Raw genomic sequence first — 24,180 nt, 5'->3', positions numbered from 1 at the left:
GCGCTCACACGGCGCCGAGCCGGCGCGCGTAGTCGCTCGGGTCCAGCGGCCGGCTGAACAGATAGCCCTGCTGCATGTCGCAGCCGATCTGCTGCAGGAACCACGATTGCGCCTGCGTCTCGACCCCTTCGGCCGTGACCTTCATCCCGAGCGAATGCGCCATCGCGACCACGGCCTGCGTGATCGCCACCGAGTCGTGATGATCGGGCACGCCCGACACGAACGAGCGGTCGACCTTCAGGTTGTGCAGCGGAAAGCGCTTCAGGTACGCGAGCGATGAATAGCCGGTGCCGAAATCGTCGACCGAGATTCGCACGTTCATGTCCGTGAGCGCCTCGAGCATCGGCAGCACGGTTTCCGTGTCGTTCATCAGCAGTCCTTCGGTAATCTCGAGTTCGAGCGCGGACGGATCGAGCCGGGTCTGCGCGAGGCAGCGACCGACCGATTCGACGAGCCCTTCGTGAAACTGCCGCGGCGACAGGTTGACGGCCAGCATCAGGTCGGGCGCGATCGTGCGGCGCCATTCGGCCGCCTGCCGGCACGCGGTTTCGAGCACCCACTGGCCGATCGCGACGATCAGCCCCGTATCTTCCGCGACCGGAATGAACTCCGCCGGCGACATCGGCCCGAGCTCGGGGCTCGTCCAGCGCAACAGCGCCTCGGCGCCGACCGTGCGGCCGCTGCGCGCGTCGACGACGGGCTGATACGCGAGCCGCAGCATGTCCGACGACAGCGCACGCCGCAGCGACTGCTCGATCGCGAAGCGGCGCTGCAGCCGCAGGTTGAGCTGCGCGGTGAAGAACGTGAAGTGGTTGCGGCCGCGCTGCTTCGCGTCATACATCGCCGAATCGGCATTGCGCATCAGCGTGACGGCATCGTCGCCGTCGCGCGGCGCGACGCTGATCCCGATCGACACGCCGAGCCAGTATTCGTTGTTCGCGATCGCGAACGGCTTCGCGATCGCGTCGATCACCTCGCGCGCGAGCACCGCGAGCCGGTCGGGATCGTCGCAGTCGTCGACGAGGATCACGAACTCGTCGCCGCCGACCCGCGTCAGCGCGTACTGGCCGCCGCCGCACGCCGCGAGCCGCGCGGCCACGCTGCGCAGCAGCGCGTCGCCGGCGTCGTGGCCGGCCGTGTCGTTGACCTTCTTGAAACCGACGAGATCGATGAACAGGATCGCGACGCGTGCGGGCCCGCCCGCCGCATCGTGTCCGCCGAACAGCTCGCGCATGCGGTCGCCGAGCCAGCGGCGGTTGTAGAGGCCCGTCAGCGCATCGCGCGTCGCCAGGTAGCGCAACTGCTGCTGCGCTTCGCGCACGGGGCCGATGTCGTTGAACGACACGAGCACCGAATCGGCCTGCGTCTCTCCCGGCCTCACGATCGGCACCGCGTTGCCGCGCACCCAGATGATGTCGCCGTCCGCCAGGCCGAAGCCGACCGTGTAGCCGAGCATCGGCGTGGCCGTCTCGAGCGCGCGCCGGCTCGGCCAGTCGTCGGGCGCGATCGGCGTGCCGTCCTCGTGCAGCTTGCGCAGGATCACCGTCGACAGCCGGCGGCCGACGAGGTCGCCCCTCACGCGCATCATCCGGTTCGCACTCGGGTTGCTCGCGATGACGATGCCGTCGCGCGACACCACGAGGATCCCTTCGTTCAGGCTGTTGACCACGAGCCGATGATGTTCCTCGCTGCGCGCGAGCTGTCGCGCGATCCGGTCCTGGTGCACCGCGAGGCCGACGCTGTTGCCGATGTCGCGCAACAGTTCGGTTTCCTCGTCGCCCGGCCGGCGCGGCGTGCGGTAATAGACGGCGAACGCGCCGAGCACGACGCCCGCTTCGTCGAGGAACGGCACCGACCAGCACGCGCGCAAGCCCAGCGGCAATGCGACGGCCCGGTAGTCGGCCCACAGGGGATCGGTTTCGATGTCTTCGACGACGACCATCCGGCGCAGGTACATCGCCGTGCCGCACGAGCCGGCCGCAGGCCCGATCGACGCGCCTTCGATCGCCGCGCTGTACCGCACGGGCAGCGATGGCGCGGCACCGACGTGCACGTGCACGCCGTCGGTGTCGAGCAGCAGGATCGTGCACGACGCGCCGTCGCCGAGCAACGCCTCGGCGCGCCGGCAGACCTCGACGAGCAGCTCCGGCAGCGGTGTGTTGCGCGTGATCAGCCTCAGCACGCTTTGCTCGGATGCGAGCACTTCCGCCGCGAGCCCGAGACTGTAACGAGAACTTTGCGGTTCGGTATTCAAATTGAATCCTGCCGTCTGTCCGATCGGGTCTGATGCGCCCGATTCGTTTTCGATCCTTCGTGCCGTATTTCGCTCCGGGTTTACGCCGATGCCCGGTGCGCCCCGTATTGCGCGCGGTGCCAACACGCGCCGAAATACATTTAACACCAATCCGTGACAAGCGGCGCATCCACGTGCATCAGGGGTTACGCGTGGTCGGCACGGCGGTTGCCGCCGGCAGTCAGCTCGCCGAAAGACTTGCGCACGGCGCGACAACCCGGGGCAACGCCGCGCGTGGTGCGCGGCGAGCATGCAAACCGTTCGTCAGATTGTGGCGGCGCCCGGCTCCGTTCGCCTTCATGCCACCGCGCCGGGCTCCATGCGCGTCACGGCCTTCAATGCATCGATCGCGGCCGCGACCGACACGCCCGCGGGTGCCGAATACAGCGCGCCGACCGTGTCCGGCATCGTCGACAGCTTCAGCGGCAACCGGCCGACCCGCTCCCCTGCGCGCACGGCCAGCTCGAACGCGCGGGCCGACTGCACGAACAGGCAAGGCGACTGCCCGGCCACCATGCGGTTGGTCTGCCATGACACCGATTCCATCAGCACGGGCGGTGGCGGCAAGCCCGCATTCGCGAACTCGGCGTCCAGCGCCGTGCGCGCGGGCGACCCGAGCGGCGGCGCGATCCACGGGAACGCGGCCGCGTCGCGCCAGCCGATCCGCGCGCGCCTGAGCAGCGGATGGCGCGGCCCGCACACGACGATCATGTCGTCGCGATACAGCGGCGCGACGTCGAGCCCCGCGCTCAGCGCCGATGCGTCGAGCCGGCACACGAGCAGGTCGAGCTCGTGGCGCTGCGCCTGCGCGAGCATCCGGTCGAGCGTGTCCTCGCGCACGTTGAGCTGCACCGCGCGGCCGGCTTCCCGCAGCCACGCCAGCGCGCCCGGAATCAGTTGCGGCGCCATGTTCGGCAGCAGGCCGATCGACACCGGGCGGCCGGTGCCGGTACGCAACGCGTCGAACGCGGGCGCGACGCCGCGCATGTCGGTCAACACGCGGCCGATGCATTCGAGCAGCGCATCGCCGTAGACGGTCGGCGCGACGCGCCGCGACGTGCGTTCGAACAGCGGCAGGCCGAGCGCGTCCTCGAGCTCGCGCAGCCATTTCGACAACGCGGGCTGCGTGATCGACGCGGCCTCGGCCGTGCGCGCGAAGCTGCGTGTGCGCCCGAGCGAGTCGAGCGTTTCCATGTCGCGCACGCGCAGCCGGCGCAGCGCCTGCGCGATGCGCTGCTCGTGGGCCGGCGCGCCGGGCGGCGCGAGCGGTTCCGGCCGCGTGCGGCGGGCCGGGCCGCGTGGATCGTAGGTCACGGGCGCCTCCGTCATTCATATTCGTCAGGTTATCAATCGACCCTGATCTTTCATCGATCGATACATGATCCTGCCGCATAGTCGTCCGCATGAAAACCCCCGGCACGAGCCGGCATGACCAGGAGACAGCCGACGTGAAAGACGATCAGGACACCCCCGCCGCCGAACCCACCCCGCGGCGCCAGTTCCTCAAGCGGGCCGGCGCGGCAGTCGCGGCGGCCGGCTTCGGCGCCGACGCGCTGGCCGCGAGCGCGCCGCCGGCCGCCCCGGTCACCCCGGTCGCCGCCGGCGCGGGCGTCGATCCCGCGCCCGCGTTCCACGGCGCGACGACCGCGCCCGCCGCGCCGCCCGCCGGCTACAACATCCTGTTCATCCTGACCGACCAGGAGCGCCACTTCGATCGCTGGCCGTTCCCGGTGCCGGGCCGCGAAGCGCTGCGGCGAGACGGCATCACGTTCATGCACCACCAGATCGCCGCCTGCGTGTGCTCGCCGTCGCGCTCGACGGTCTACACCGGGCAGCACATCCAGCACACCGGCGTGCTCGACAACGCGGGCGTGCCCTGGCAGAAGGACATGTCGCCGGACGTGCGCACCGTTGGTCACATGCTGCGCGATGCCGGCTACTACGCCGCGTATCTCGGCAAGTGGCACCTGAGCGCGTCGATGCACGAAACCGCGAGCCCGTATACGGCACCCGTGGCCGACTACAACCGCACGATCCGGTCGTACGGCTTCGACGACTATTTCGGCGTGGGCGACCTGATCGGGATGGTGCGCGGCGGCTACCAGTACGACGGGATCACGGCCGAGGCGGCGGTGAGCTGGATGCGCAACCACGCGCCGCGTCTCGCGAAGGAAGGCAAGCCGTGGTTCCTCGCGGTGAACCTGGTGAACCCGCACGACGCGATGTTCGTGAAGACCGACACGAACGGCTCGACAGTGCAGGACGCGAACCACCCGATGCTCGGCAACGCGCCGCCGCCGAACGACGCGCTGTATCGCACGTCATGGCACGACGTGCCGCTCGCGGCTTCGCGGCGGCAGCCCTACGACGAGCCGGGGCGGCCGCCGGCGCACGGAATGTTCAACGCCGCGCATGCGAACCTGGTCGGACGCTATCCGTTCACCGACGAACGCCTGCGCATCTATCAGGACAACTACTTCAACTGCGTACGCGACTGCGACACGCATGTCGTGCGCCTGCTGCAATCGCTGCAGTCGCTCGGCCTCGACGAACGCACGATCGTCGTGATGACGGCCGACCACGGCGATCACATCGGCGCGCACCAGCTCGTCGGCAAGGGCGCGACCGCGTACCAGCCGCAGAACCACGTGCCGCTCGTGATCCGCCATCCCGCGTATCCGGGCGGCATGCAGTGCGATGCGCTGACGTCGCACATCGACATCGCGCCGACGCTGCTCGGGCTCACCGGTCTCGACGATGCGCGGCTCGCGTCGATTCGCGGCAGCGCGCTGAAGGGGCACGACCTCACGCGCTGGCTCGCGAAGCCGGCCGACGCGAAGCTGCACGCGGCGCGCGATGCCACGCTGTTCAACTACGCGATGCTGCTCTACTACGACAGCGAATGGATGCTGAAGGAACTGGGCACGATGCGCCAGAAAGGCGTGCCCGAGGACGAGCTGCTGCGCCGCGCGCTCGCGCAGCAGCCCGATTTCCGGTTGCGCGGCACGATCCGCAGCGTGTTCGACGGCCGCTACCGGTTCACGCGCTATTTCTCGCCGCTCGAATTCAACCGGCCGACGACGATGGAGGGCTTGTTCGCGCGCAACGACGTCGAGCTGTTCGATATCGCGAGCGATCCGGGCGAGATGCGCAATCTCGCGATGGACCGGAAAAAGCACGGCGAGCTGCTGCTCGCGATGAACGCCCGCCTGAACGACCTGATCGCGAGCGAGGTAGGCGACGACAGTCCCGACGTCATGCCGATCCGCGACGGCAAGGTGCAGGTGCAGATCCGCAAGTGGCATTGAAGGCGGCCGGCTTTCTTCCGAACCGGGCAATCATCGGACGATTCCGCGTCCCGTGACCCCCTGCCGTACGGTCGCGCCATGCGCGCCGTACGCGGGGCGTCTCTTTTCGTCATCGCTCAAGACAGGTAAGCATCGAGTAAGCATGACGCCCTACAGTGTGCTGATTCTCCAGGACGGATCATCGCGGCGAGCGTGCGCTTCGCCCGGGTCCAGGCAACATGAAGGGAAACGGCATGCAGAACCGGCCAGCGTTGAGCTATGTGTGTGCGAAACATCCCGACGGACGCCGGTCGAACTGGCAACCGCCCGCGAGCTGGAAACGGCAGCTGGCGACGCCGTCGCGCGGCGTCGTCGCGATCGATCACTACATCGCGAATGCGTCGGAGGTGATCGATCTCGAGACGACCGAGCCCGTCTTCACGCTGCACTTGCGTGCACCGACGGGACTGGAGATGCGCACCGACGGCAACGGCTGGGCCGCGCATGTGATGCGCACGCCGTTGACCTACGTGCCGCCCGGCTTCGCGTGTTCCAGCCGCTGGTCGAACGACATCGAGTGGCTCGCCGTCCACTTCGACGTGGCCTGGCTGTCGCGCTCCGGCCTGCTGGCCAGCACGCCGACCGTGCCGGCCGTGCCCCGCTTCGACGTAAGCGACGATCTGCTCGTGCAGATCATCCGGAGCATCCATGAAGATGCGGTCGCGGGGATGCCGTCGGGGCCGACCTACGTCGAAACCCTCGGCGCGGCCGCGCTCGGCCGCATGTCGTATCTCGAGTCGACACGCAAGGCGCGTGAGTACACGCATGCGCAGGGCATGCGACGGGCCGTCGAGTACATCCGCGACAACTTCCGCGATCCGCTGACGCTCGTGACGCTGGCCGAAGCGGTCGACTACCCCGGCGACCTGTATTCGTTCATCCGGAACTTCAAGAAGGCCAACGGGATGACGCCGCATCAGTACATCGTCGAAACCCGGCTGCAGGCCGCCCGCGACCTGATCGAACGCGGACGATGCGATGTGACCGAGGCCGCGCTCGCATGCGGCTTTTCGACCACCAGCCACTTCTCCGCAACCTTCCGCAAACGGTGGGGATGCTCGCCGTCCGAGCTCAAGCCGCGTGCCGCGAACGTCACGCGAGCGGCAGCGACAGGATCCACAGGCCGCTGATCGTCAGCGCGATCGTCAGCACCAGCATCGGCAACTGGTTGAGCACCACGGTGCCGGCCAGCACGCGATGACGGACGGCGATCGCGTGCGTGACGACCACGCTCAGCACATGGCCCGCGAGAATCAGCAGGACCTGCGCGTGCCAAATGGTGCCGACGTTGATCAGGAGCGCGGTCGGCGCGACCTGCGCCGGTTCGATCGACAGCAGGTTCCAGCCGATGCCGAGCGGATCGGACAGCAGTGAAACGACCTGCCGCCCCTGATCGATGAACAGCGTGAAGTAGTGGCACACGTTGTAGAACAGCGCGATCGGCAACAGCAACAGGCAGAACTGCCGCGCAAACGTGCTGCCATCCAGCCCCGAACGCGCCCCCGCCGCGCCGAGCGTGCAGAAGCCCCGGAACAGCCCATGGTAGGCCAGCCCGACCGCGGCAAAGGTCGCCCACTGCCCGGCGAGCACGAGGTCTCCCGCAATCGCGTAGTTGTTCTTGAGCGCCGGCAACGCCGCGACGATCAGCGGATAGATGCCGCGCCAGAAGAAGGTGTTCCAGACGGCCGTATCGCGCAGGCCGTCGTAGGCCGTCGACGACAACATGAACGACAGGAAGATCACGACGCTGGTGTGGAACGGCGGCTCCGCGGCCATCGCGGCGACCGGATTCCTCAGCCTGATGCCGATTTCGCGCGCCGACCCGCGACGCCATTCGATTGGCGACAGTCGCGCGCACAATCCGCACAGGATGCCGAATGCATCGAAATGCCTGAGCCACACGTCGCGGCCGAAGCAGAATGAACCGGCCAGTGCGTAGATTGCATAGCCGGCAAGAAACAGGCTGGCGTCTCGCGGCCGTGCCGCGCCGAACAGCTCCAGCGCGATCAGGGCCACATACACGAACAGCGCGGGGTACGACGCAAGGCCACGCGGATAGCGATACCGGCCCCGGTCGATTGCCGGGACGCAGCGCGCCGCGATCCGCAACATCAATGCGAATGGATTCGTGAACGCATAGAGGTCGCCGAACACCGCGCTGACATAGATCGACCCCAGGTAGAACCAGAGCCAGAATCCCGACATGCCGAGATTGACGAACGGGTTCTGGGTGCCGAAGAGGCCAGACACGATCAGCAGGACGACGAAGCTCAGGCTGACGGCCTGCCACGCGGCGAGCGCCATGGCCGGTATCCGCCATGCCCGCCGCGATCGGGTCACCGGCGCGCGCGCGCCCGAGCCCGACGCGAACGCCAGGATCATGAAGGACACCACGAGCGTGCCGGTGGCCGCGTATGCATAGAGCCACAACGGCACCGGCAGGTAGTAGGGAATATTCCACGCATGCGCATCGGCACCGATCGGCGCGCAGGCTAGCAGCGCCGCAGCCCCCGCGACCCGCCACGCGTTACGGCGCGGTACGTGGCGGCTGGCCGGGTGAGTCGCATGAGATTCGAAGTCGTCGTGCATGTCAGTAATCGGATGACGCAATCAGTCCCGTGACCTTCCAGCCGGCCCCGCTTCCCTGCTCCGACACCACGCCGATCGTGTCGTACGGCGCATCGAGCAGCTTGATCAACGCGACGGCGCGCTTGTTGCCGTCCGCCGAATCGGGCAGCGGAAACACCAGGAACGGCAGGATCGGCGACGGCTTGTCGCCCTCCACGATGAGTGGCAACACCGCATCGTTCAACGACTTGAAGACCGCGAACGACGCACGGTTGCGCAAGATCGCGCTGGCGCTTGCCGTCGGCTGCGACGGGGTTCCGATGGCGAGATAGGCACCGTGATCCCGCAAGCGCCAGCCGGTCAATTGCTCGACCAGCGCGCCGTCGGGCTTGCCGGCGCGGCCGGCAGCCAGTGCGGGCAGCCAGCGCCTGTCCACCGGCGACGTCGTGACCCAGTCGCTGAAGAAGCGCGCGTAGAAATCGGCGAGCCCCTTGTCGACGTCGGGTTGCGCGCCCGGCGAGGGCGGCTTCGGCACGTCGCGCCGGCCGTGCCAGCGGACCGCCTGCCAGGCGGGCCCGTCAGGCAGGCTCGTGCCGTCGAGAAACGATGTGTCCTTCACGCCATTCGCGACGAACCAGCCCGCTTTCGCGTGCTTGGTCCGCGCGTCGATGAAACCGGCAAGCATCGGCCGGACCTGCTCCCACGGCAGCGCATTTCTCGACGCGCCGTTGATCTTCGGATAACGAATCATCTGGAGATACGTCGACTTCGCCATCGCCTCCGTATCGACGGGCCAACGCCAGGTCATCTCGGCGGCGTGGCCGGCCGGACCACCGCGCTCGACTGGCGCGGCCATCGCCAGACCGGCGTCGCATTCGATCCCATAGCGGCGCCAGTCGGGTGCGGACGGCGTACCCTGGTGCGCCCACGCATCCTGCAGCGCATGCAGCGCCCGGCCGAACTCACCCAACATGATTCCCGCGTTGCGCCCTTCCGCACGCCGTAGCGCGGTTTCGACCAACGACCGCGACGCCGGGCCGTCCGGCACCACGCGACGGGCTGTGGCAGCGGCCGGCACCCGCGTCTCGCCCGGATAGTGGGCCGCCTGGGCATCCTGAGCATCGGGCGCGAAGCGCGACAGGCACGCGAACTGCAGCGGCGACGTCATGTATTCGATCGAGCCGGCATCCAGCCGCTGGTCGGCGAGCGCAATCGCATCGGCCTCGCCGGGCGCGAACCCCGCCTGCCGCGCGAGCCAGAACGTGAGGCCGAAGTGCACGTCCGCTTCGAACCCCGAGCACGTCAGCGGCATCGCAAGCGCCGCCAGCAGGGCCAGCCCGGCCACGCCCGGATTGCTCCGGGCGCGGCCTCGCAGGCCTGCCCTGCCGGTAGCGCCCCCCTCGCGCGACTGTCCGCGCGCAACCCGTGTGCTACGCATCAATTGCCGATCTCCGTTGCTTTCGTGCTTTCAGGGAACGGCCACGCGCCGTTCTCGAACGACAGCACGAGCAGGCCGTTGTCCTGGCACGCCGTGGTCAGCAGGTGGCGGTCGAAGTCGAAATCGAGACGCGACGCACACCAGTCCGGGCCGCCCGGGCGGTACTGGCCGAACATCAGGTGCGCGGAACCGGCGCCGGGCGACTTTGCCGAAGGCGGGTTGTAGTACGCAATTTCCTTGGGCTTCGCCGGATCGCGAATGTCGAACACACGCACGCCGGAGTTGAAGTAGCTGCACGCGAGCGCCGTGGCGTTCTGCCGGTTGTCGACGCTGCAGTAGTGCGACCCGTACGTGAACGTGGAAAGACCGAGAATGTCGGGCATCACCTTGCTGCAGTTCTGCACCGCATGCGTTTCGAGCCGCAGCTCGGACACGAGCTTGGGCGCCGCCTCGTTCGACATGTCGTAGATATGGCCCAGCGGGAATGGCGTCATCCCCGCATTGCACGCGGCCTTCACGCCTGCCGCACCCGGATCCTGGATTCCGCCCGAGCCGCCTTCATCCACTTCGACCAGATAGGGCTTGCCGCCCACCATGAACGGAATCGTATGCTGGCCCGCACTGCCGTCGCGCACCGGCACCGTCGCGATCCGGTGCATCTGCGCATTCGGGCGCCGGCTCTGCACTTCGCTGGTGTCGATGACGAAGAACCCGTTGTCGCCGTTCGAGTTCGCGTTGTCCAGCGGCGGTGCACCCGCCCCGGCCGCCGCGCCCGTGTTGCCGAGGCCGATGAAGTATGCGCGGTTGCCGTCCTGGCTCACCGACAGCCCGTGCGGAACCGCCCCGAAGCCCAGGTCGGCCATCGTGATCGCAGAAATCAGCTTAGGCCGCGTCGGGATCGTCACGTCGACCGCATAGTAGGACTTCGAATAGGCGCCGCCGATGTAATACGTGAAGCCGTCCGGGGAAAAACCGCCTTCATGGCCCATCGGCCTGGCACTCGGGAGAATGCCGCCGTCGGCGCCCGTGCCGATCGGTACGCTCGCGAGCAGTTGCGGGCGCGTGCAGTCGGTCGCTACGTCGTACAGGTCGACTTCGGGGCCGGCGCCGCCGCCGAGCCCGTTATCGGCGGCGAGAATCCCGCGCGCGACGTTCACGCGCAGCGATTCCCACGGATCGATCATCGCCGTGGACGTCAGCGAACTCACCCGCACCGGCTTGGCCGGATCGGTGATGTCGATCACCGGCACCCCAGGGTTCACGCGCGGCGGTGCATCGGGGTTGTTGAAGGCCGGTGTGGCGCCCATCGTCGCATGGTAGAAGCAGGTCTTGCCCTGCCGGTCGGTGTAGGTCGCCGCCGACCACGACGCGCCTTCGCCCTGCACCTGGCTGACGCGCTTCAGGTTGCAGTTGAAGCCGCCGAACCCGGACTGGCGCAGCGCGGCGGGCACCTGCCCTTGCAGCGCCGTCTCGGGCGTATCGCCGGGGCTGCAGCCGGGCACGCGCGGCACGACGTAGTCGGCCACCGATACGGCGGGCGTCGCGCTCGTCGTGACGTTGTCGTCTCCGCCGCAGCCGGCGAGCATGAGTGTGCCGAGCGATAACGCGATCGCCAGGCGATTCAGTGCGTGCATCTTTGCCTCCTCCTGTTTCGAACTTCGTTTCGAATTTCGTTCCGTTCCGTCTTTATCGTTAGTTATCCGGATAGATCTCGATGACGGCCACCTCGATCTGCTCGCCGGTCCGGCTGTGAAAGTGCAGCGAAAAGCGCCCGGTGATCCCGACCGGGAGAATGTCCATCGACTGATCGGTTCCGGATGTGCAGGCCGCAAGCGCACCCGGGATTTCATGCGCCATCAGCACGCCCGCCTCGCGCGAACGCACGCGGATATGCGCCGGCACGCCTTCGCGAATCGCGATCACGGATCGCTCCCAGGGTGCCCTGTCCCGATCGACGTCGACGGAAAAAACCTGTTGATCCGGGGGGCGTGTCGACGCGTGCGACAGATGTCGTGCCACACCGTAGGCGAACACCAGCGCCGACACGGTCGAGATCAACGCGACGAGTCGACGCCGCGGTCGCGGATTCCTCTCCTCCATGGCGACGCTCCGTTTCGTCGGCAGGCGTGCCGCGCCGTATCGTCGCGGCGCTCAGCCGTTCGACGAATGGTAGAGAGCGGTTGGGTGCAGCGATATCTGCTTATTGCGGGTTGTCGGAAAATTGCGTCCGGAGTAACCCGAGCCGGGGCGGCCGGGCAAGGTTGCACGCCGGATTCGGGAATCGCCACACGAGAATCTCGCGAGCCGAGGACGCACGACGGGCGATTCGCGCGCGTCGATGCCGGGCGGTTCGATCTCACGCCGCAACCGGGGCGACGGCCTCGATGCGATAAAAGCGCGACGGGATGCACCGGCCGCCTCGGCGCGCCCGGCGGCAACACGCCGAACGCGGCCGCCGCGCGTCAATCCCTGCGGATGTGTTCGGCCAGGAAGTCGATCAACAGACGCACGCGCGGCAGCAGCCCGCGCCGCGACGGAAACACCGCGTGGATCACGCCGCCCTTCGGCGCCCATCCGGGCAGCACGTCGACCAGCGTGCCGTTGCGCAGGTCGTCCTCGACGACCATGCACGGCAGTTGCACGATGCCGACGCCGTGAATCGCCGCATCGCGCAGCGCATGCAGATCGTCGGTAATGAAGCGCGGGTGATGGCGCAATGGCACCTGCTCGCCGTTCGGCCCGACCAGTTGCCACACGTGATGCCGCGCCGGCCCCCAGTCGAGGCTCGGCACGCCAGCGAGTTCGGCGGGATCCGACGGCGCGGCGCGCCCGCCCAGCCAGTGCGGCGCAGCCACCAGCCGCTGCGGGCTGTCGCCGAGGATGCGCATCACGAGATCGCTGTCCTCCAGCGGCGGAAAGCGCACGCGCAACGCAAGGTCGATGCCTTCGCTCAACAGGTCGACGCGCCGATTCGTCGCCTCGAGATGGACCTGCACCTGCGGATGAATCGCCATGAAGCGTGCGATCAGTTCGCTCACCCGGTATTCGAGCAGCGCGGTCGGGCAGCTCACGCGGACGATGCCTCGCGGCTCCGCGTGCCGGCGCTCGATCACCTCGCGCGCCGCCTCGGCTTCGACCAGCACGGCGAGGCACCGCTCGTAGAATTCGCGCCCGGTCTCCGTCACCGTGAACCGGCGCGTCGTGCGCTGCAGCAGCCGCACGTCGTATTGCGCCTCCAGTGCCGCGATGCGCCGGCTCAGCGTCGATTTCGGCACGTCCAGCGCGCGCCCCGCCTGCGTGAACCCGCCGTGTTCGACCACCTTCACGAAGTAGTAGAGGTCGTTCAGGTCATCCATGATTGTTCCACTCATAGAACATTGACGGCATTTTAACGGACTGGAACGCCGTTTGTTGCACGAATAGCATCTTGATTCGACGTGTATCGCGGTCGTCGCAGTGGCCCGGACGGTTTCCGTCCGGCCCCTCTGCCGCCCCGGCCCGTCGGCACTCCCCTTCACTTCCTGCACTGTCTCTGGAGGCAACCATGGCAAGCGAACCGATTCGCGACCCCGCGAACGACCACCTGCTCACCCCGCAGAATGCGGCGTTCATCGTCATCGATTACCAGCCGGTCCAGGTGAACTCCATCGCGTCGATGGATCGCCAGCTGCTGATCAACAACATCGTCGGCGCGTCGAAGGCGGCCGTCGCGTACGGCCTGCCGATCGTCCACTCGACCGTCAACGTGAAGACCGGCCTGAACAAGCCGCCGATCCCGCAACTGCGCGCGGCGCTGGAAGGCCATCCGACCTACGACCGCACGAGCATCAATTCGTGGGAAGACGTCGAGTTCCGCCAGGCCGTCGAGGCGACCGGCCGCAAGAAGCTGATCATGACCGCGCTGTGGACCGAAGCGTGCCTGACGTTCCCGGCGCTCGACGCGCTGAAGGCCGGCTACGAGGTGTATGTGGTCGTCGACGCGGTGGGCGGCACGTCGGTTGCCGCGCACGACGCGGCGCTGCGCCGCATCGAGCAGGCCGGCGGCCGGATGATCAGCGTCGCGCAGCTGTTCTGCGAGTGGCAGCGCGACTGGGCGCGCAGCGCCACCGTGCCGGCCTTCATCGACCTGTTCATCGAAACCGGCGGCACGGCAGGCATCCAGTTCTCGTACGACAAGAGCTGACCGGGCTGCACGGCCGGCCAAACCGCCTTTCCGTATCCGTGATTCAATGACGATCGAACCGGCGTCGCGCAGTCGGGCGGCACGGCGATTCGCCACCTCATCGATCGACCCTCACTGGATCACCATGACGAACCCTGCCGAAATCAAGGCGCTCGTTTTCGATGTCTTCGGAACGATCGTCGACTGGAGAAGCGGCGTCGCACGCGGCGCCGCCGCGTTCCTCGACCGCTATGCCCCCGCGCTCGACCCGCTCGAATTCGCCGATGCATGGCGGGCCGAATATTCGCCGTCGATGGAAGAAATCCGCAGCGGACGCCGCCGCTACGTGCGGCTCGACGTCCTGCACCGCGAGAACCTGGTCCGCACGCTCGACCGCTACGGGATCGACGACGTGCCCGACGCCGACATCGACGCGCTCAACCTCGCGTGGCACAGCCTCGACCCGTGGCCCGACGCCGTCGCGGCGCTGCAACGGCTGAAGCGACGCTTCATCATCGCGCCGCTGTCGAACGGCAACATCCGGCTGATGGTCGACGTCGCGAAACGCGCGGGGCTGCCGTGGGATGCGATTCTCGGTGCGGAGGTGGTTCGCGCGTACAAGCCGTCGCCGCAGGTCTATAGCGATACGGTCGAGATTCTCGGCGTCGAACCGCCCGAGCTGTGCCTGGTCGCCGCGCACAACGGCGATCTCGCGGCCGCGCGCCGGCAGGGACTGTCGACCGCGTTCGTGCTGCGGCCGACCGAACACGGCCCGGGCCAGACGACCGACCTGAAAGCCGATGATGCGTGGGACTTCGACGTCAGGGATCTGAACGAACTCGCGGACCGGCTCGAGTGCCCGGGTTGAAAACCGGGTGCCGGTGCGCGATCGCGGGGTGGCCAGCGGCTCGTCGAGCGCCGGCGCCCAAGGCCTAGCGCGCCGGCGCCATCTCGGCCGCCCGCCCCTGCGCCGCCATCGCGAGGCGCCGCCAGTTGCGGGCCGCATACCGGTGCGCCTGCTGCAACGCGAACCACAACCCGATCTGCCGAACCGGCTTGAAGAGGCCGCGTGCGCTGAACACGGTGCGCCGTTCGACGCGGGTCCTGCCGCCCTCGATCGGCGTCAGCGTGAATTCGTCCTCGAGCAGGCCGACCCAGTCGCGGCACCACACCGTCGACGCCACCATCCGGTAACGCAGCCGGCGAGGCTCGTCGAGCACGAGAATCCGCTGGTCGATGGTGCCGCGATCGGTCGTGCACTGCCGCGTGTTGCCGACGGCCGGCACGCCTTCGAGCACGCGGCAACTGACCGGCTTCGGCACGCCGAGGCGGAACAGCAACGGCCGCGTGTCGTCCATCCGGGCATGGAGAAAATGCGGCCAGACATGCTCGGGCCGGCAATCGAACGTCCACTGCGAATGAATTTCCACGACCGTCTCCTGGCGGCTGTCGGTGCGGCCATGATGGCATGATAGGCCCTATGTCCCAGCGAATCTTAGCGACGCGGACACCCGCCGTCAGTAGTTCCGCGCAGCAGCCGCACATAGTAAATCCATAGTGCAGTCTCCCATCGCAGCTTGCCCTAGTCCTCGCGACAGGTCAGCCAACAACATTGCGTGATGTCGTCGGCATTCAGTACGGACCATCTTCAGCCACGGAAATGCTTCGATGCATGGTCGTATCACGAGTACCTTCGAACTACGGCTGGCGCGAACTGACTACCAAACGATCTGATCAAACACTAGAGCGGTGAAGCGCATCCCTTGGTTACGCTGATCCGTGACGAAGGTATATAGATGCAGATCCAGCAGCAGCAAAAGGGCACGTATCGACTTGAAGAGCCACCGACACGTCCCTATTGCTCACAAATGAAAAGACACCGAGATTTAGCCCAAAATCTGCTGAGCCCAACGAAGCCAAACCTGAAGCGAAGTGCCATAACGCAGTTTCGACGCATCTGATAGTTTGCTCCCTCGCAATACCGCGACGAACTCGCCGAGATGAACAGGCGACGTTTCCGGCCGCTCATCAAGAGCACGCCAAACCGCCGTAATCGTTGGTTGAACAGCGACCTTCGATGCAAGCCACTTTTCCACACCATGGCGCGGCGGATTCTCAATAAATGAAAGAACATTCGCCGCCGGTATTAAATTCAAAGCACGCAGAACATACAAGGAATTACGATCGGTAGCAGACGGAGTTTCTCCTTTTTGCAAACGAGAAATAAAATCAAGCACTCTCTGAGGTGGCGCCTCACCAATAAAAATACGAGAACGACTTCTTCGAGGCTGAGAAACAACCTCCGCAAGACGCTTTGGGATTGGAATATCAGGCGTGTGCTCAACATTATCAACACTAGTACTTATAAGCTTAAAAGCCTCGAGCCATCTTACAAATAATTTCGTGTATGTAAGCCATGTTTTTTCCGCAAAATCAGACCCCAGAAATACGTCCTTCATTATTTCCGCAATCTGAGACTCGCTCACCTTAAATCCCGGACCATGTACCACAACGAGCCGCCTCAGTACTTCATGATTAAGAAGAAATCGATGAATAGCCCCACATACAGCAGCCTCGCCATCTTGAAGCAACTCAATTTTCCCCTCCTTCCTGAGACGTTCAGCATTTCCAATCATCACCAAATCGCGTGCGACGTTATCAGCCGTCCCTGCACCAATCTTCAGTCGTCGCTCAAGAGTTGATTGAGTAATTCTCCTCTTCTCAAGAAGAGCCTGCAGCGCCTGCTTGTATGACGAAACATGCGTTCTCGGAATATACCTAATTGGAATAAAAGGAACCCGCTCCGTCAAAACATAATCACGAAAAATATCCCAATAAAGTATTAATTTTGTTGCATTTCTTATAATTAACCGCTTGTCGATCAGCCGCTTTACAGTATCGCCATCAAATGTATTCTCTATCTGAAAAAACTCAGCAGGTGACTCGAGAGCAATTCTTCTCAAACAGGCATGCTCATTTGCATTAAGCCCCGACAAATCCTTTTTAAAAAGCTCCTCGACATTTAGAGCTTTATTCAAAATATCGGACTGAGCCGCATTTCCCTTTACCAGCACCTGAAACACATGGATGCACAGTTTTTTCAATAGCCACGGATAGCCCTAACAATGATCCGAGAGCATCCTTTTCAACTGCGCATTAATAGGATTTTTCAGTTGTTTTGAAAATTTATTCAACGCGTTCGTAACCTCGGCCGCACTGAATGGAGAGAGCTCAATTTCGTACCGTCGATCTGCCAAATTATGCCACGTATGGTATGCCGGATGATCTTGCGGGACAGTCCCATCGGTCTTCCATGAGAAGCCAAGAACAACATTCTCCGCCAGCGCATCAACGGCATAGCTTAGACTTTGCACACTTCCAAACAAATCCTCGAGCTCAACTTTAGTCGTAACCTCCTCGAACTGATCAAAAAACAATATAATTATTTTTTGCTCGGACTTAAGAACCTCCAGTGCACGCCGAATTGACGCCTCAGAAAAAACACCAGAAGAACTACCAAAAGTCACCGGCTCATCAAACTCAAAAAAACCATCCTCGATGGCGCTATCAAAACATTTTTTTAACGCCAATTCAGCGTAGCGACCCGATACCGCAGTACGACAATCAACGGGATAAAGATAAAACCTACTCCCTTTGTTTTTATCACGACACCTTTCACGCAACTTATTTAAAAATGAGCTCTTCCCCCAACCCGACGGAGACTTTATAGCAATCAATCGGCTTGACGCCGTTCCTCGACGAACGGAATCAAAGAAATTCATCGCATCATTTTGTGCCATCTCCCGCCCAACAAAATCAACAGGGCGCGCAGGCCTGTAGTCCGACCAATCAACGGCCATCGGGACCGGAACTATATTATCAAACTCATCCTTAATAACATCAACGCTTGAAACGAGTTTAGACAGACGCTTCGAAGTAAGTTCTCGAATAACCTCCAAACTCTCGAAAGTTGAATTTACCTTCGCAAGCGAATCAAGAACCTTCCCATCAGTCACCAAAGCCCCATCTTCAGCATGGAAATAGGCAACTTTCTGCGGAATTCCGGCAGAAGCATGGACGATCGGAATGGCCCAAAATCTACCGACATTTGAAATGAGGAGCGTTACTTCTTCCGAGTACCGATACTCCTGAGGAAGATTAATCGCTCGAGGATCAACGCAACGCCCACTTTGTATAAGCAATTGAGCCATTTGTTCAGATGTGTACACCTGAAGACGTCGTCGCTCCTCTGGAGGGCGCGATTGCCTCTTCTCAATGATGCCTTTAGCATCCTTCCCGAGCTCGGAAGTTGTCATCAACCATCCGGCCTGCACATCCTGGATATCGACATTACCGAGCAATTTAGCAAGCACTTCGGCGCTAATTGTTTTGTCCCGATACGCTTTACATTCAACAAACACCTTTTCACCAGTGTTTTTGTGCGTAGCCAACAAATCAACTTCAGCGCCCGTTAAACGAATTTCTTGGATGACACTGTGGTTCTGCGTCTCCAAAACCTCTCGCCCTAAGTCTTCGAGAAGCCGTCCTTGTTCTGTAGTGGAAGTCTTTTCATCTACAGCGATCTCTGTTCGTACCTTCACGCTCGCCCCGTTAAGTAAGTCCATATTCTGTAATTTTCATAAAATCCCTACGAACACTGTGCAACACTCTGAAGCGCATTGTCAATAATTCATATGCCTATGTCGAATGATCCATCACGGCTATCGGAGTTCTACGTTCTTTAACGCGCGGCTGACGGTTAGATATCCGTGAGACCTACGATCGCTTCTCTACATGTATCAGCGAACAGAAATCTGTTGGTTTAGTCCTCCAACAAACCTCAGCCTCCCCGACTCCCCCGACAGCAGCGCGCGATTCGCGTCCGCCGCCGCGCGCAGGTAATCCCACAGCGCGGTCACGCGCCGCAGCTTGCGCAGATCCTCGCGGCAGGTCAGCCAGAAGCACCGCGTGACGACCACGTCGTCCGGCAGCACCGGCACCAGCGCCGGCTGCGTGGCCGCCATGAAACACGGCAGGATCGCGAGCCCGCCGCCCTGCAGCGCCGCGAAATACTGCGCGATCACGCTCGTCGTGCGCAGCCCGGCCGTCGCGCCCGGCACCGCGCGGTCCAGGTACAGCAATTCGTTGCTGAACGCGAGATCGTCGACGTAGCTGATGAACGCGTGCCGCGCGAGATCGTCCGTGCAGGTGATCGGATCATGGTTCGCGAGATAGTCGCGCGTCGCATAGAGCCGCAACTGGTAGTCGCACAGCTTGGTGACCACGTAAGGCCCGCGCTCGGGCCGCTCGAGCGTGATCGCGAGGTCGGCCTCGCGCTTGGGCAGGTTGACGAAATGCGGCACCGGCAGCAGGTCGACCGTCACGTGCGGATGCTCGGCGCGAAACTGCGCGAGCTGCGGCGCGAGAAAAAAGCAGCCGAACCCTTCCGTCGACCCGATCCGCACATGGCCCGACAGCGCCTCGCCCGTGTTCGCGACCTGGTCGCACGCGGACTGCACGGTCGTCTCCATCGCGTCCGCATACGCGACGAGCCGCTGCCCTTCGGCCGTCAGCGTGAAGCCGCCGGAGCGCGACTTGTCGAACAGCAGCGTGCCCATCGCGGCCTCGAGCGCGCGGATGCGCCGCGCGACGGTCGTGTAGTCGACGCCCAGCCGCTTCGCGGCGCCGCTTGCGCGCTGCGTGCGCGCGACTTCGAGGAAAAAGCGCAGGTCGTCCCAGTTCAGGTTGCCGGAAACCGGCTCGGTGGCGTGTCGCATCGGCGGGAAAAAAAGGGGCTGGAGTCTCCGGGCCGGCCGTCGATATGCATAAATGCACATCCAACCGGCTTCTTTATCGGTACATGATGAATCTGCGCATAACTATACTCGACCGTGACCTGCGGACCACGAGCCGCGGCACCACCACGGAGACACCATGCAGACCCGATCCACCCTCGATGAGCATGCGACAGTCGCGGCGCCGGCGCCCGCGCGCACCGCGAAGCACTACCTGCTGGCCGGCTGGGCCAGCATGGCCGGCACCACGATCGAGTGGTACGACTTCTTCCTCTACGGCACCGCCGCCGCCCTCGTCTTCAACCGCATCTTCTTCCCGTCGCTGGACCCGGTCGTCGGCACGCTGGCCGCGTTCGGCACGTTCGCGGTCGGCTTCATCGGCCGGCCGATGGGCGGCATCGTGTTCGGCCACTTCGGCGACCGCATCGGCCGCAAGTCGATGCTGATGATCACGCTGCTGCTGATGGGCGTGCCGAGCATGATCATCGGGCTGATCCCGTCGTACGACCGCATCGGCTACTGGGCCGCCGCGCTGCTGATCGCGATGCGCTTCCTGCAGGGGATGGCCGTCGGCGGCGAATGGGGCGGCGCGGTGCTGATGGCCGTCGAACACGCGCCGAAGGGCCGCAAGGGGCTGTTCGGCAGCCTGCCGCAGACGGGCGTCGGGCTCGGCCTGATCCTGTCGTCGGTCGCGATGGCCGCGGTGGCCGCGCTGCCGGAAGCCGACATGCTGTCGTGGGGCTGGCGCGTGCCGTTCCTCGCGAGCATCGCGCTCGTCGGCCTCGGCTGGTTCATCCGCGCGAAGGTGCCCGAGTCGCCCGACTTCGAGAAGATGCAGCGCCAGGGCAAGGCCGAGAAGTCGCCGGTGACGGCCGCGCTGCGCCGCCATCCGCGCGAGGTGCTGACGATCGTCGGCGCGCGCGCCGCCGAGAACACCTGGTTCTACATGGTCGTCACGTTCGCGCTCGCCTACGCGACGCAGCAACTGCAGCTGCCGAAGGCCGAGATGCTGCACGCGATCACGGCCGGCGCGGCGCTGTCGCTCGTCACGATGCCGCTGTGCGGCCACCTGAGCGACCGCATCGGCCAGCGCCGGATGTTCGCGATCGGCCTCGTGCTGATGTGCGCGTTCGCCGCGCCGTTCTTCATGATGCTCGGCACGCAGCAGGTGTCGTACGCGTGGTGGGCGATCGTGCTCGGCCTCGGCGTCGTGTTCCCGATCCTCTATGCGCCGGAATCGCTGCTGTTCGCGCAGCAGTTCCCCGCGGAAATCCGCTACAGCGGCATCTCGCTGTCGGTGCAGCTCGCCGGCGTGATCGGCGGCGGCTTCGCGCCGATGATCGCGACGTCGCTGCTCAAGGCCGGCGGCGGCCAGCCGCATTACGTGATCGCGTACCTCGTCGGCTTCGGCGTGTTCGCGCTCATGTGTACGGCGTTGATGCGACCGGCACGCGCGTGAGCACGCCGGCCGGCATTCGATCGATTTCAGTTCAGCCTGCTTGCGCCGCGCATCCACGCGCGGCGCAAGCAGACACCCTTTCATCGTCACACCGCTTTACGGAGACATCCATGAACGCCGCAGTTCCCCAGACCACCCTCGCCCTGCCCACCGCCAAGCTGCTGATCGACGGCGCATTCGTCGAATCGCAAAGCGCCGAATGGGGCGACATCGTCAACCCGGCGACGCAGGACGTGATCGGCCGCGTGCCGTTTGCGACGCTCGACGAGGTCGATGCCGCGATCGCGTCCGCGCAGCGCGCGTTCCAGACCTGGAAGACGACGCCGATCGGCGCGCGGCTGCGCATCATGCTGAAGTTCCAGGATCTCGTGCGCCGCAATCTCGAACGGATCGCGCACACGCTGACGGCCGAGCAAGGCAAGACGCTGCCCGACGCGCAGGGCGACATCTTCCGCGGCCTCGAAGTGGTCGAGCACGCGTGCTCGATCGGCACGCTGCAGCAGGGCGAATTCGCGGAGAACGTCGCGGGCGGCGTCGACACCTACACGCTGCGCCAGCCGATCGGCGTGTGCGCGGGCATCACGCCGTTCAACTTCCCCGGCATGATCCCGCTGTGGATGTTCCCGATGGCGATCGTGTGCGGCAACACGTTCGTGCTGAAGCCGTCGGAGCAGGACCCGCTGTCGACGATGCAGCTCGTCGAACTCGCGATCGAGGCCGGCGTGCCGCAAGGTGTGCTGAACGTCGTGCACGGCGGCAAGACGGTGGTCGACCGCCTCTGCACGCATCCGGACATCAAGGCGATCTCGTTCGTCGGCTCGACGCGCGTCGGCACGCACGTGTACAACCTCGGCAGCCAGCACGGCAAGCGCGTGCAGTCGATGATGGGCGCGAAGAACCACGCGGTCGTGCTGCCCGATGCGCACCGCGAGCAGTCGATCAACGCGCTCGTCGGCGCGGGCTTCGGCGCGGCCGGCCAGCGCTGCATGGCGACGTCGGTCGTCGTGCTGGTCGGCAAGGCGCGCGACTGGCTGCCCGAACTCGTCGAGAAGGCGAAGGCGCTGAAGATCAATGCGGGCGCGGAAGCCGGCACGGACGTCGGGCCGGTCGTGTCGAAGGCCGCGAAGGAACGCATCCTGTCGCTGATCGACGAAGGCGTGAAGGCCGGCGCGAAACTCGAACTCGACGGCCGCAACGTGAAGGTGCCCGGCTACGAGCAGGGCAACTTCGTCGGCCCGACGATCTTCTCGGGCGTGACGACCGACATGTCGATCTACACGGAAGAAATCTTCGGGCCGGTGGTGGTCGTGCTCGAAGCCGACACGCTCGATGAAGCGATCGCGCTCGTCAACCGCAACCCGATGGGCAACGGCGTGGGCCTGTTCACGCAGAGCGGCGCGGCCGCACGCAAGTTCCAGAACGAGATCGACATCGGCCAGGTCGGCATCAACATCCCGATCCCGGTGCCGGTGCCCTACTTCAGCTTCACCGGCTCGCGCGGCTCGAAGCTCGGCGATCTCGGCCCGTACGGCAAGCAGGTCGTGCAGTTCTATACGCAGACGAAGACGGTCACCGCGCGCTGGTTCGACGACGACGCGACGGCCGGCGGCGTGAACACGACGATCGCGCTGCGCTGACCCCGGGAGCCTGCACATGGAAATTGCATTCATCGGACTCGGCAACATGGGCGGCCCGATGGCCGCCAACCTGCTGAAAGCCGGCCACGCGCTGACGGTGTTCGACCTCGACGCGCACGCGGTCGACGTCGCGGTGCGCGCCGGCGCGACGGCCGCCGGCTCGCCGCGCGAAGCGGCCGCGCGCGGCGCCATCGTGATCACGATGCTGCCGGCCGCGCAGCACGTGCGTGCGGTCTACCTCGGCGACGACGGCGTGCTGGCCGGCGCACGCGCCGACGCTGCGCTGATCGACTGCAGCACGATCGATCCGGGCACCGTGCGCGCGGTGGCCGAGGCCGCCGCGCAGCGCGGCTTCCCGCTCGCCGACGCGCCCGTGTCGGGCGGCACGGGCGGCGCGCTGGCCGGCACGCTGACCTTCATGGTCGGCGCGGACGCCGCGCTGTTCGAGCGCATCCGCCCCGTGCTGCTCGACATGGGCAGGAACGTCGTGCAGTGCGGCGGCACGGGCACCGGGCAGATCGCGAAGATCTGCAACAACCTGCTGCTCGGGATCTCGATGATGGGCGTGTCGGAAGCGATGGCGCTCGGCGCGGCGCTCGGGATCGATCCGGCCGTGCTGGCCGGCATCATCAATACGTCGACCGGCCGCTGCTGGAGCTCGGACGCGTACAACCCGTATCCGGGCGTGAGCGACACCGCGCCGGCCGCGCGCGGCTACGCGGGAGGGTTCGCGGCGAACCTGATGCTGAAGGATCTCGGGCTCGCGACCGAAGCGGCGCGCAGCGCCCACCAGCCGGTGTGGATGGGCGCGCTCGCGCAGCAGCTCTATCAGTCGATGAGCCAGCAGGGGCTCGGCACGCTCGACTTCTCCGCGTGCGTGAAGCTGTACGAAGCGCAGCCGGCGTAACCGCCGCCGCCCGCACCGGACGTGCGTCGACCCGCGATGTGCCTGAACGGCATCGCGGGTCGTTTTGCATGCGGGGGAAGGAAAACGTGCGGCACGGACTCGGCGTCAACGCCGCCGGTCGCTCAACCGCGCGGGTTCGACGCCGTCTCGAAGGTCGGATGGCACTCGAACGCAAGTTCGGAGCGCGCGCCGACACGGCTGCCGCTGGTCAGCGATTCCTGCTTCATGCTCGCGCGCATGCCGCGCTGCGTGCAATAGTTGGTGGCTTCGTCGACGGCCTTCGTATGGGCATCGGCCCACGTCGTCGACACGCCGACCGTGCGCGTCGTCACGGTATAGACGTTCGGGTTCGACGTCGCGGTCACGTCGGAAGCGGTCGAACACGCGGCGAGCAAGCATACGGCAGCCGCGACGGTCAACCATCGCAAGGTTCGAAAGGATACTGGAATGGACATGGGGGGGCAGGCGCGCGCCGTTCGACGCGCATTGAGCAACATAGGCGACAGTATGCCTGCTCGATCGCCGGAGATCATGCCCCTTTCAGTGAACACATTGTTTCGAATGGTTAAACGAT

The 24,180-nt window shown here is 65.1% G+C and carries 19 protein-coding genes; 7 read left to right on the top strand and 12 right to left on the bottom strand.

The features are described from left to right. Positions 1 to 4: 4 nt before the first annotated feature. Entirely contained in the window at positions 5 to 2,254 is a 2,250-nt protein-coding gene (locus CFB40_RS22890; protein ID WP_089432459.1) for a putative bifunctional diguanylate cyclase/phosphodiesterase, read from the bottom strand. 336 nt (positions 2,255 to 2,590) lie between these two features. Continuing rightward, complete coding sequence (locus CFB40_RS22885) at positions 2,591 to 3,607, bottom strand: LysR substrate-binding domain-containing protein (RefSeq protein ID WP_089429134.1); 1,017 nt, start codon at positions 3,605 to 3,607, stop codon at positions 2,591 to 2,593. Positions 3,608 to 3,741: 134 nt separating this feature from the next. Here CFB40_RS22885 and CFB40_RS22880 point away from each other — a divergent pair, with 134 nt between their 5' ends. Together CFB40_RS22880 and CFB40_RS22875 are read left to right on the top strand one after the other, a co-directional pair. Then, positions 3,742 to 5,601: a sulfatase-like hydrolase/transferase gene (locus CFB40_RS22880; RefSeq protein ID WP_089433286.1), complete on the top strand. Its 1,860-nt coding sequence runs from the start codon at positions 3,742 to 3,744 to the stop codon at positions 5,599 to 5,601. Positions 5,602 to 5,834: 233 nt separating this feature from the next. Further along, the gene (locus tag CFB40_RS22875; protein ID WP_089433284.1) at positions 5,835 to 6,770 is read left to right on the top strand and encodes an AraC family transcriptional regulator; all 936 of its coding nucleotides are present in this window, start codon (positions 5,835 to 5,837) and stop codon (positions 6,768 to 6,770) included. Here the strand turns inward: CFB40_RS22875 and CFB40_RS22870 are convergent. The 5 genes from CFB40_RS22870 to CFB40_RS22850 all read right to left on the bottom strand — a co-directional run bounded on the left by CFB40_RS22870 (position 6,733) and on the right by CFB40_RS22850 (position 13,002). Next, a complete protein-coding gene (locus tag CFB40_RS22870) occupies positions 6,733 to 8,229 on the bottom strand; it encodes a hypothetical protein (RefSeq protein WP_256976885.1) in 1,497 nt (498 codons plus the stop codon). The two genes, CFB40_RS22875 and CFB40_RS22870, sit on opposite strands and share 38 nt — an antisense overlap. 1 nt (position 8,230) lies before the next feature. Then, complete coding sequence (locus CFB40_RS22865) at positions 8,231 to 9,553, bottom strand: DUF6765 family protein (protein ID WP_256976884.1); 1,323 nt, start codon at positions 9,551 to 9,553, stop codon at positions 8,231 to 8,233. 92 nt (positions 9,554 to 9,645) lie between these two features. After that, positions 9,646 to 11,280 (bottom strand): LVIVD repeat-containing protein, encoded by a 1,635-nt coding sequence (locus tag CFB40_RS22860; RefSeq protein WP_089432458.1) that lies wholly within the window; start codon positions 11,278 to 11,280, stop codon positions 9,646 to 9,648. A gap of 58 nt (positions 11,281 to 11,338) precedes the next feature. Continuing rightward, entirely contained in the window at positions 11,339 to 11,746 is a 408-nt protein-coding gene (locus CFB40_RS22855; RefSeq protein ID WP_089432457.1) for a hypothetical protein, read from the bottom strand. A 362-nt stretch (positions 11,747 to 12,108) separates the two neighbouring features. Further along, entirely contained in the window at positions 12,109 to 13,002 is an 894-nt protein-coding gene (locus CFB40_RS22850) for a LysR substrate-binding domain-containing protein (RefSeq protein WP_043179391.1), read from the bottom strand. Between the two features lie 188 nt (positions 13,003 to 13,190). On the opposite strand from CFB40_RS22850, the gene CFB40_RS22845 reads away from it, so the two are divergent. Together CFB40_RS22845 and CFB40_RS22840 are read left to right on the top strand one after the other, a co-directional pair. Continuing rightward, positions 13,191 to 13,829, top strand: a complete 639-nt coding sequence (locus tag CFB40_RS22845) for a hydrolase (protein WP_089432456.1) — start codon at positions 13,191 to 13,193, stop codon at positions 13,827 to 13,829. Positions 13,830 to 13,953: 124 nt separating this feature from the next. After that, the gene (locus CFB40_RS22840; RefSeq protein WP_089432455.1) at positions 13,954 to 14,676 is read left to right on the top strand and encodes a haloacid dehalogenase type II; all 723 of its coding nucleotides are present in this window, start codon (positions 13,954 to 13,956) and stop codon (positions 14,674 to 14,676) included. A 64-nt stretch (positions 14,677 to 14,740) separates the two neighbouring features. Here CFB40_RS22840 and CFB40_RS22835 read toward each other — a convergent pair whose 3' ends face one another. The 4 genes from CFB40_RS22835 to CFB40_RS22815 all read right to left on the bottom strand — a co-directional run bounded on the left by CFB40_RS22835 (position 14,741) and on the right by CFB40_RS22815 (position 19,585). Continuing rightward, positions 14,741 to 15,238 (bottom strand): SRPBCC family protein, encoded by a 498-nt coding sequence (locus CFB40_RS22835; protein ID WP_089432454.1) that lies wholly within the window; start codon positions 15,236 to 15,238, stop codon positions 14,741 to 14,743. Between the two features lie 456 nt (positions 15,239 to 15,694). Continuing rightward, entirely contained in the window at positions 15,695 to 16,891 is a 1,197-nt protein-coding gene (locus CFB40_RS38150; RefSeq protein WP_143329875.1) for a hypothetical protein, read from the bottom strand. Positions 16,892 to 16,927: 36 nt separating this feature from the next. Next, complete coding sequence (locus tag CFB40_RS22820; protein WP_089432451.1) at positions 16,928 to 18,433, bottom strand: restriction endonuclease; 1,506 nt, start codon at positions 18,431 to 18,433, stop codon at positions 16,928 to 16,930. A gap of 174 nt (positions 18,434 to 18,607) precedes the next feature. Continuing rightward, complete coding sequence (locus tag CFB40_RS22815) at positions 18,608 to 19,585, bottom strand: LysR family transcriptional regulator (protein ID WP_089432450.1); 978 nt, start codon at positions 19,583 to 19,585, stop codon at positions 18,608 to 18,610. 157 nt (positions 19,586 to 19,742) lie between these two features. Between CFB40_RS22815 and CFB40_RS22810 the strand changes: the two genes are divergently transcribed. The 3 genes from CFB40_RS22810 to mmsB all read left to right on the top strand — a co-directional run bounded on the left by CFB40_RS22810 (position 19,743) and on the right by mmsB (position 23,606). Further along, positions 19,743 to 21,062, top strand: a complete 1,320-nt coding sequence (locus CFB40_RS22810; RefSeq protein WP_089427854.1) for an MFS transporter — start codon at positions 19,743 to 19,745, stop codon at positions 21,060 to 21,062. A gap of 110 nt (positions 21,063 to 21,172) precedes the next feature. Next, the gene (locus tag CFB40_RS22805; protein ID WP_089432449.1) at positions 21,173 to 22,699 is read left to right on the top strand and encodes a CoA-acylating methylmalonate-semialdehyde dehydrogenase; all 1,527 of its coding nucleotides are present in this window, start codon (positions 21,173 to 21,175) and stop codon (positions 22,697 to 22,699) included. Between the two features lie 16 nt (positions 22,700 to 22,715). Beyond that, positions 22,716 to 23,606 carry a 3-hydroxyisobutyrate dehydrogenase gene (gene mmsB, locus CFB40_RS22800; protein WP_089432448.1) on the top strand — a complete coding sequence of 297 codons (891 nt, stop codon included), beginning with the start codon at positions 22,716 to 22,718 and terminating at the stop codon, positions 23,604 to 23,606. A 122-nt stretch (positions 23,607 to 23,728) separates the two neighbouring features. On the opposite strand, the gene CFB40_RS22795 is transcribed toward mmsB, so the two are convergent. After that, the gene (locus CFB40_RS22795; RefSeq protein ID WP_089427857.1) at positions 23,729 to 24,061 is read right to left on the bottom strand and encodes a hypothetical protein; all 333 of its coding nucleotides are present in this window, start codon (positions 24,059 to 24,061) and stop codon (positions 23,729 to 23,731) included. Between the last annotated feature and the right edge of the window lie 119 nt (positions 24,062 to 24,180).

Origin of the sequence: Burkholderia sp. AU31652 (assembly GCF_002223155.1) — a bacterium.
GTDB lineage: Bacteria > Pseudomonadota > Gammaproteobacteria > Burkholderiales > Burkholderiaceae > Burkholderia.
This window is presented reverse-complemented; position numbering and strand designations above follow the sequence as displayed.

What these genes read in the sequence shown, in the direction of transcription:
- mmsB (WP_089432448.1), top strand. Translation starts at nt 22,716, where the DNA reads ATGGAAATTGCATTCATCGGACTCGGCAACATGGGCGGCCCGATGGCC.
- CFB40_RS22860 (WP_089432458.1), bottom strand. Translation starts at nt 11,280, where the DNA reads ATGCACGCACTGAATCGCCTGGCGATCGCGTTATCGCTCGGCACACTC.
- CFB40_RS22845 (WP_089432456.1), top strand. Translation starts at nt 13,191, where the DNA reads ATGGCAAGCGAACCGATTCGCGACCCCGCGAACGACCACCTGCTCACC.
- CFB40_RS22805 (WP_089432449.1), top strand. Translation starts at nt 21,173, where the DNA reads ATGAACGCCGCAGTTCCCCAGACCACCCTCGCCCTGCCCACCGCCAAG.
- CFB40_RS22810 (WP_089427854.1), top strand. Translation starts at nt 19,743, where the DNA reads ATGCAGACCCGATCCACCCTCGATGAGCATGCGACAGTCGCGGCGCCG.
- CFB40_RS22875 (WP_089433284.1), top strand. Translation starts at nt 5,835, where the DNA reads ATGCAGAACCGGCCAGCGTTGAGCTATGTGTGTGCGAAACATCCCGAC.
- CFB40_RS22815 (WP_089432450.1), bottom strand. Translation starts at nt 19,585, where the DNA reads ATGCGACACGCCACCGAGCCGGTTTCCGGCAACCTGAACTGGGACGAC.
- CFB40_RS22870 (WP_256976885.1), bottom strand. Translation starts at nt 8,229, where the DNA reads ATGCACGACGACTTCGAATCTCATGCGACTCACCCGGCCAGCCGCCAC.
- CFB40_RS22850 (WP_043179391.1), bottom strand. Translation starts at nt 13,002, where the DNA reads ATGGATGACCTGAACGACCTCTACTACTTCGTGAAGGTGGTCGAACAC.
- CFB40_RS22855 (WP_089432457.1), bottom strand. Translation starts at nt 11,746, where the DNA reads ATGGAGGAGAGGAATCCGCGACCGCGGCGTCGACTCGTCGCGTTGATC.
- CFB40_RS22795 (WP_089427857.1), bottom strand. Translation starts at nt 24,061, where the DNA reads ATGTCCATTCCAGTATCCTTTCGAACCTTGCGATGGTTGACCGTCGCG.
- CFB40_RS22840 (WP_089432455.1), top strand. Translation starts at nt 13,954, where the DNA reads ATGACGAACCCTGCCGAAATCAAGGCGCTCGTTTTCGATGTCTTCGGA.
- CFB40_RS22820 (WP_089432451.1), bottom strand. Translation starts at nt 18,433, where the DNA reads ATGGACTTACTTAACGGGGCGAGCGTGAAGGTACGAACAGAGATCGCT.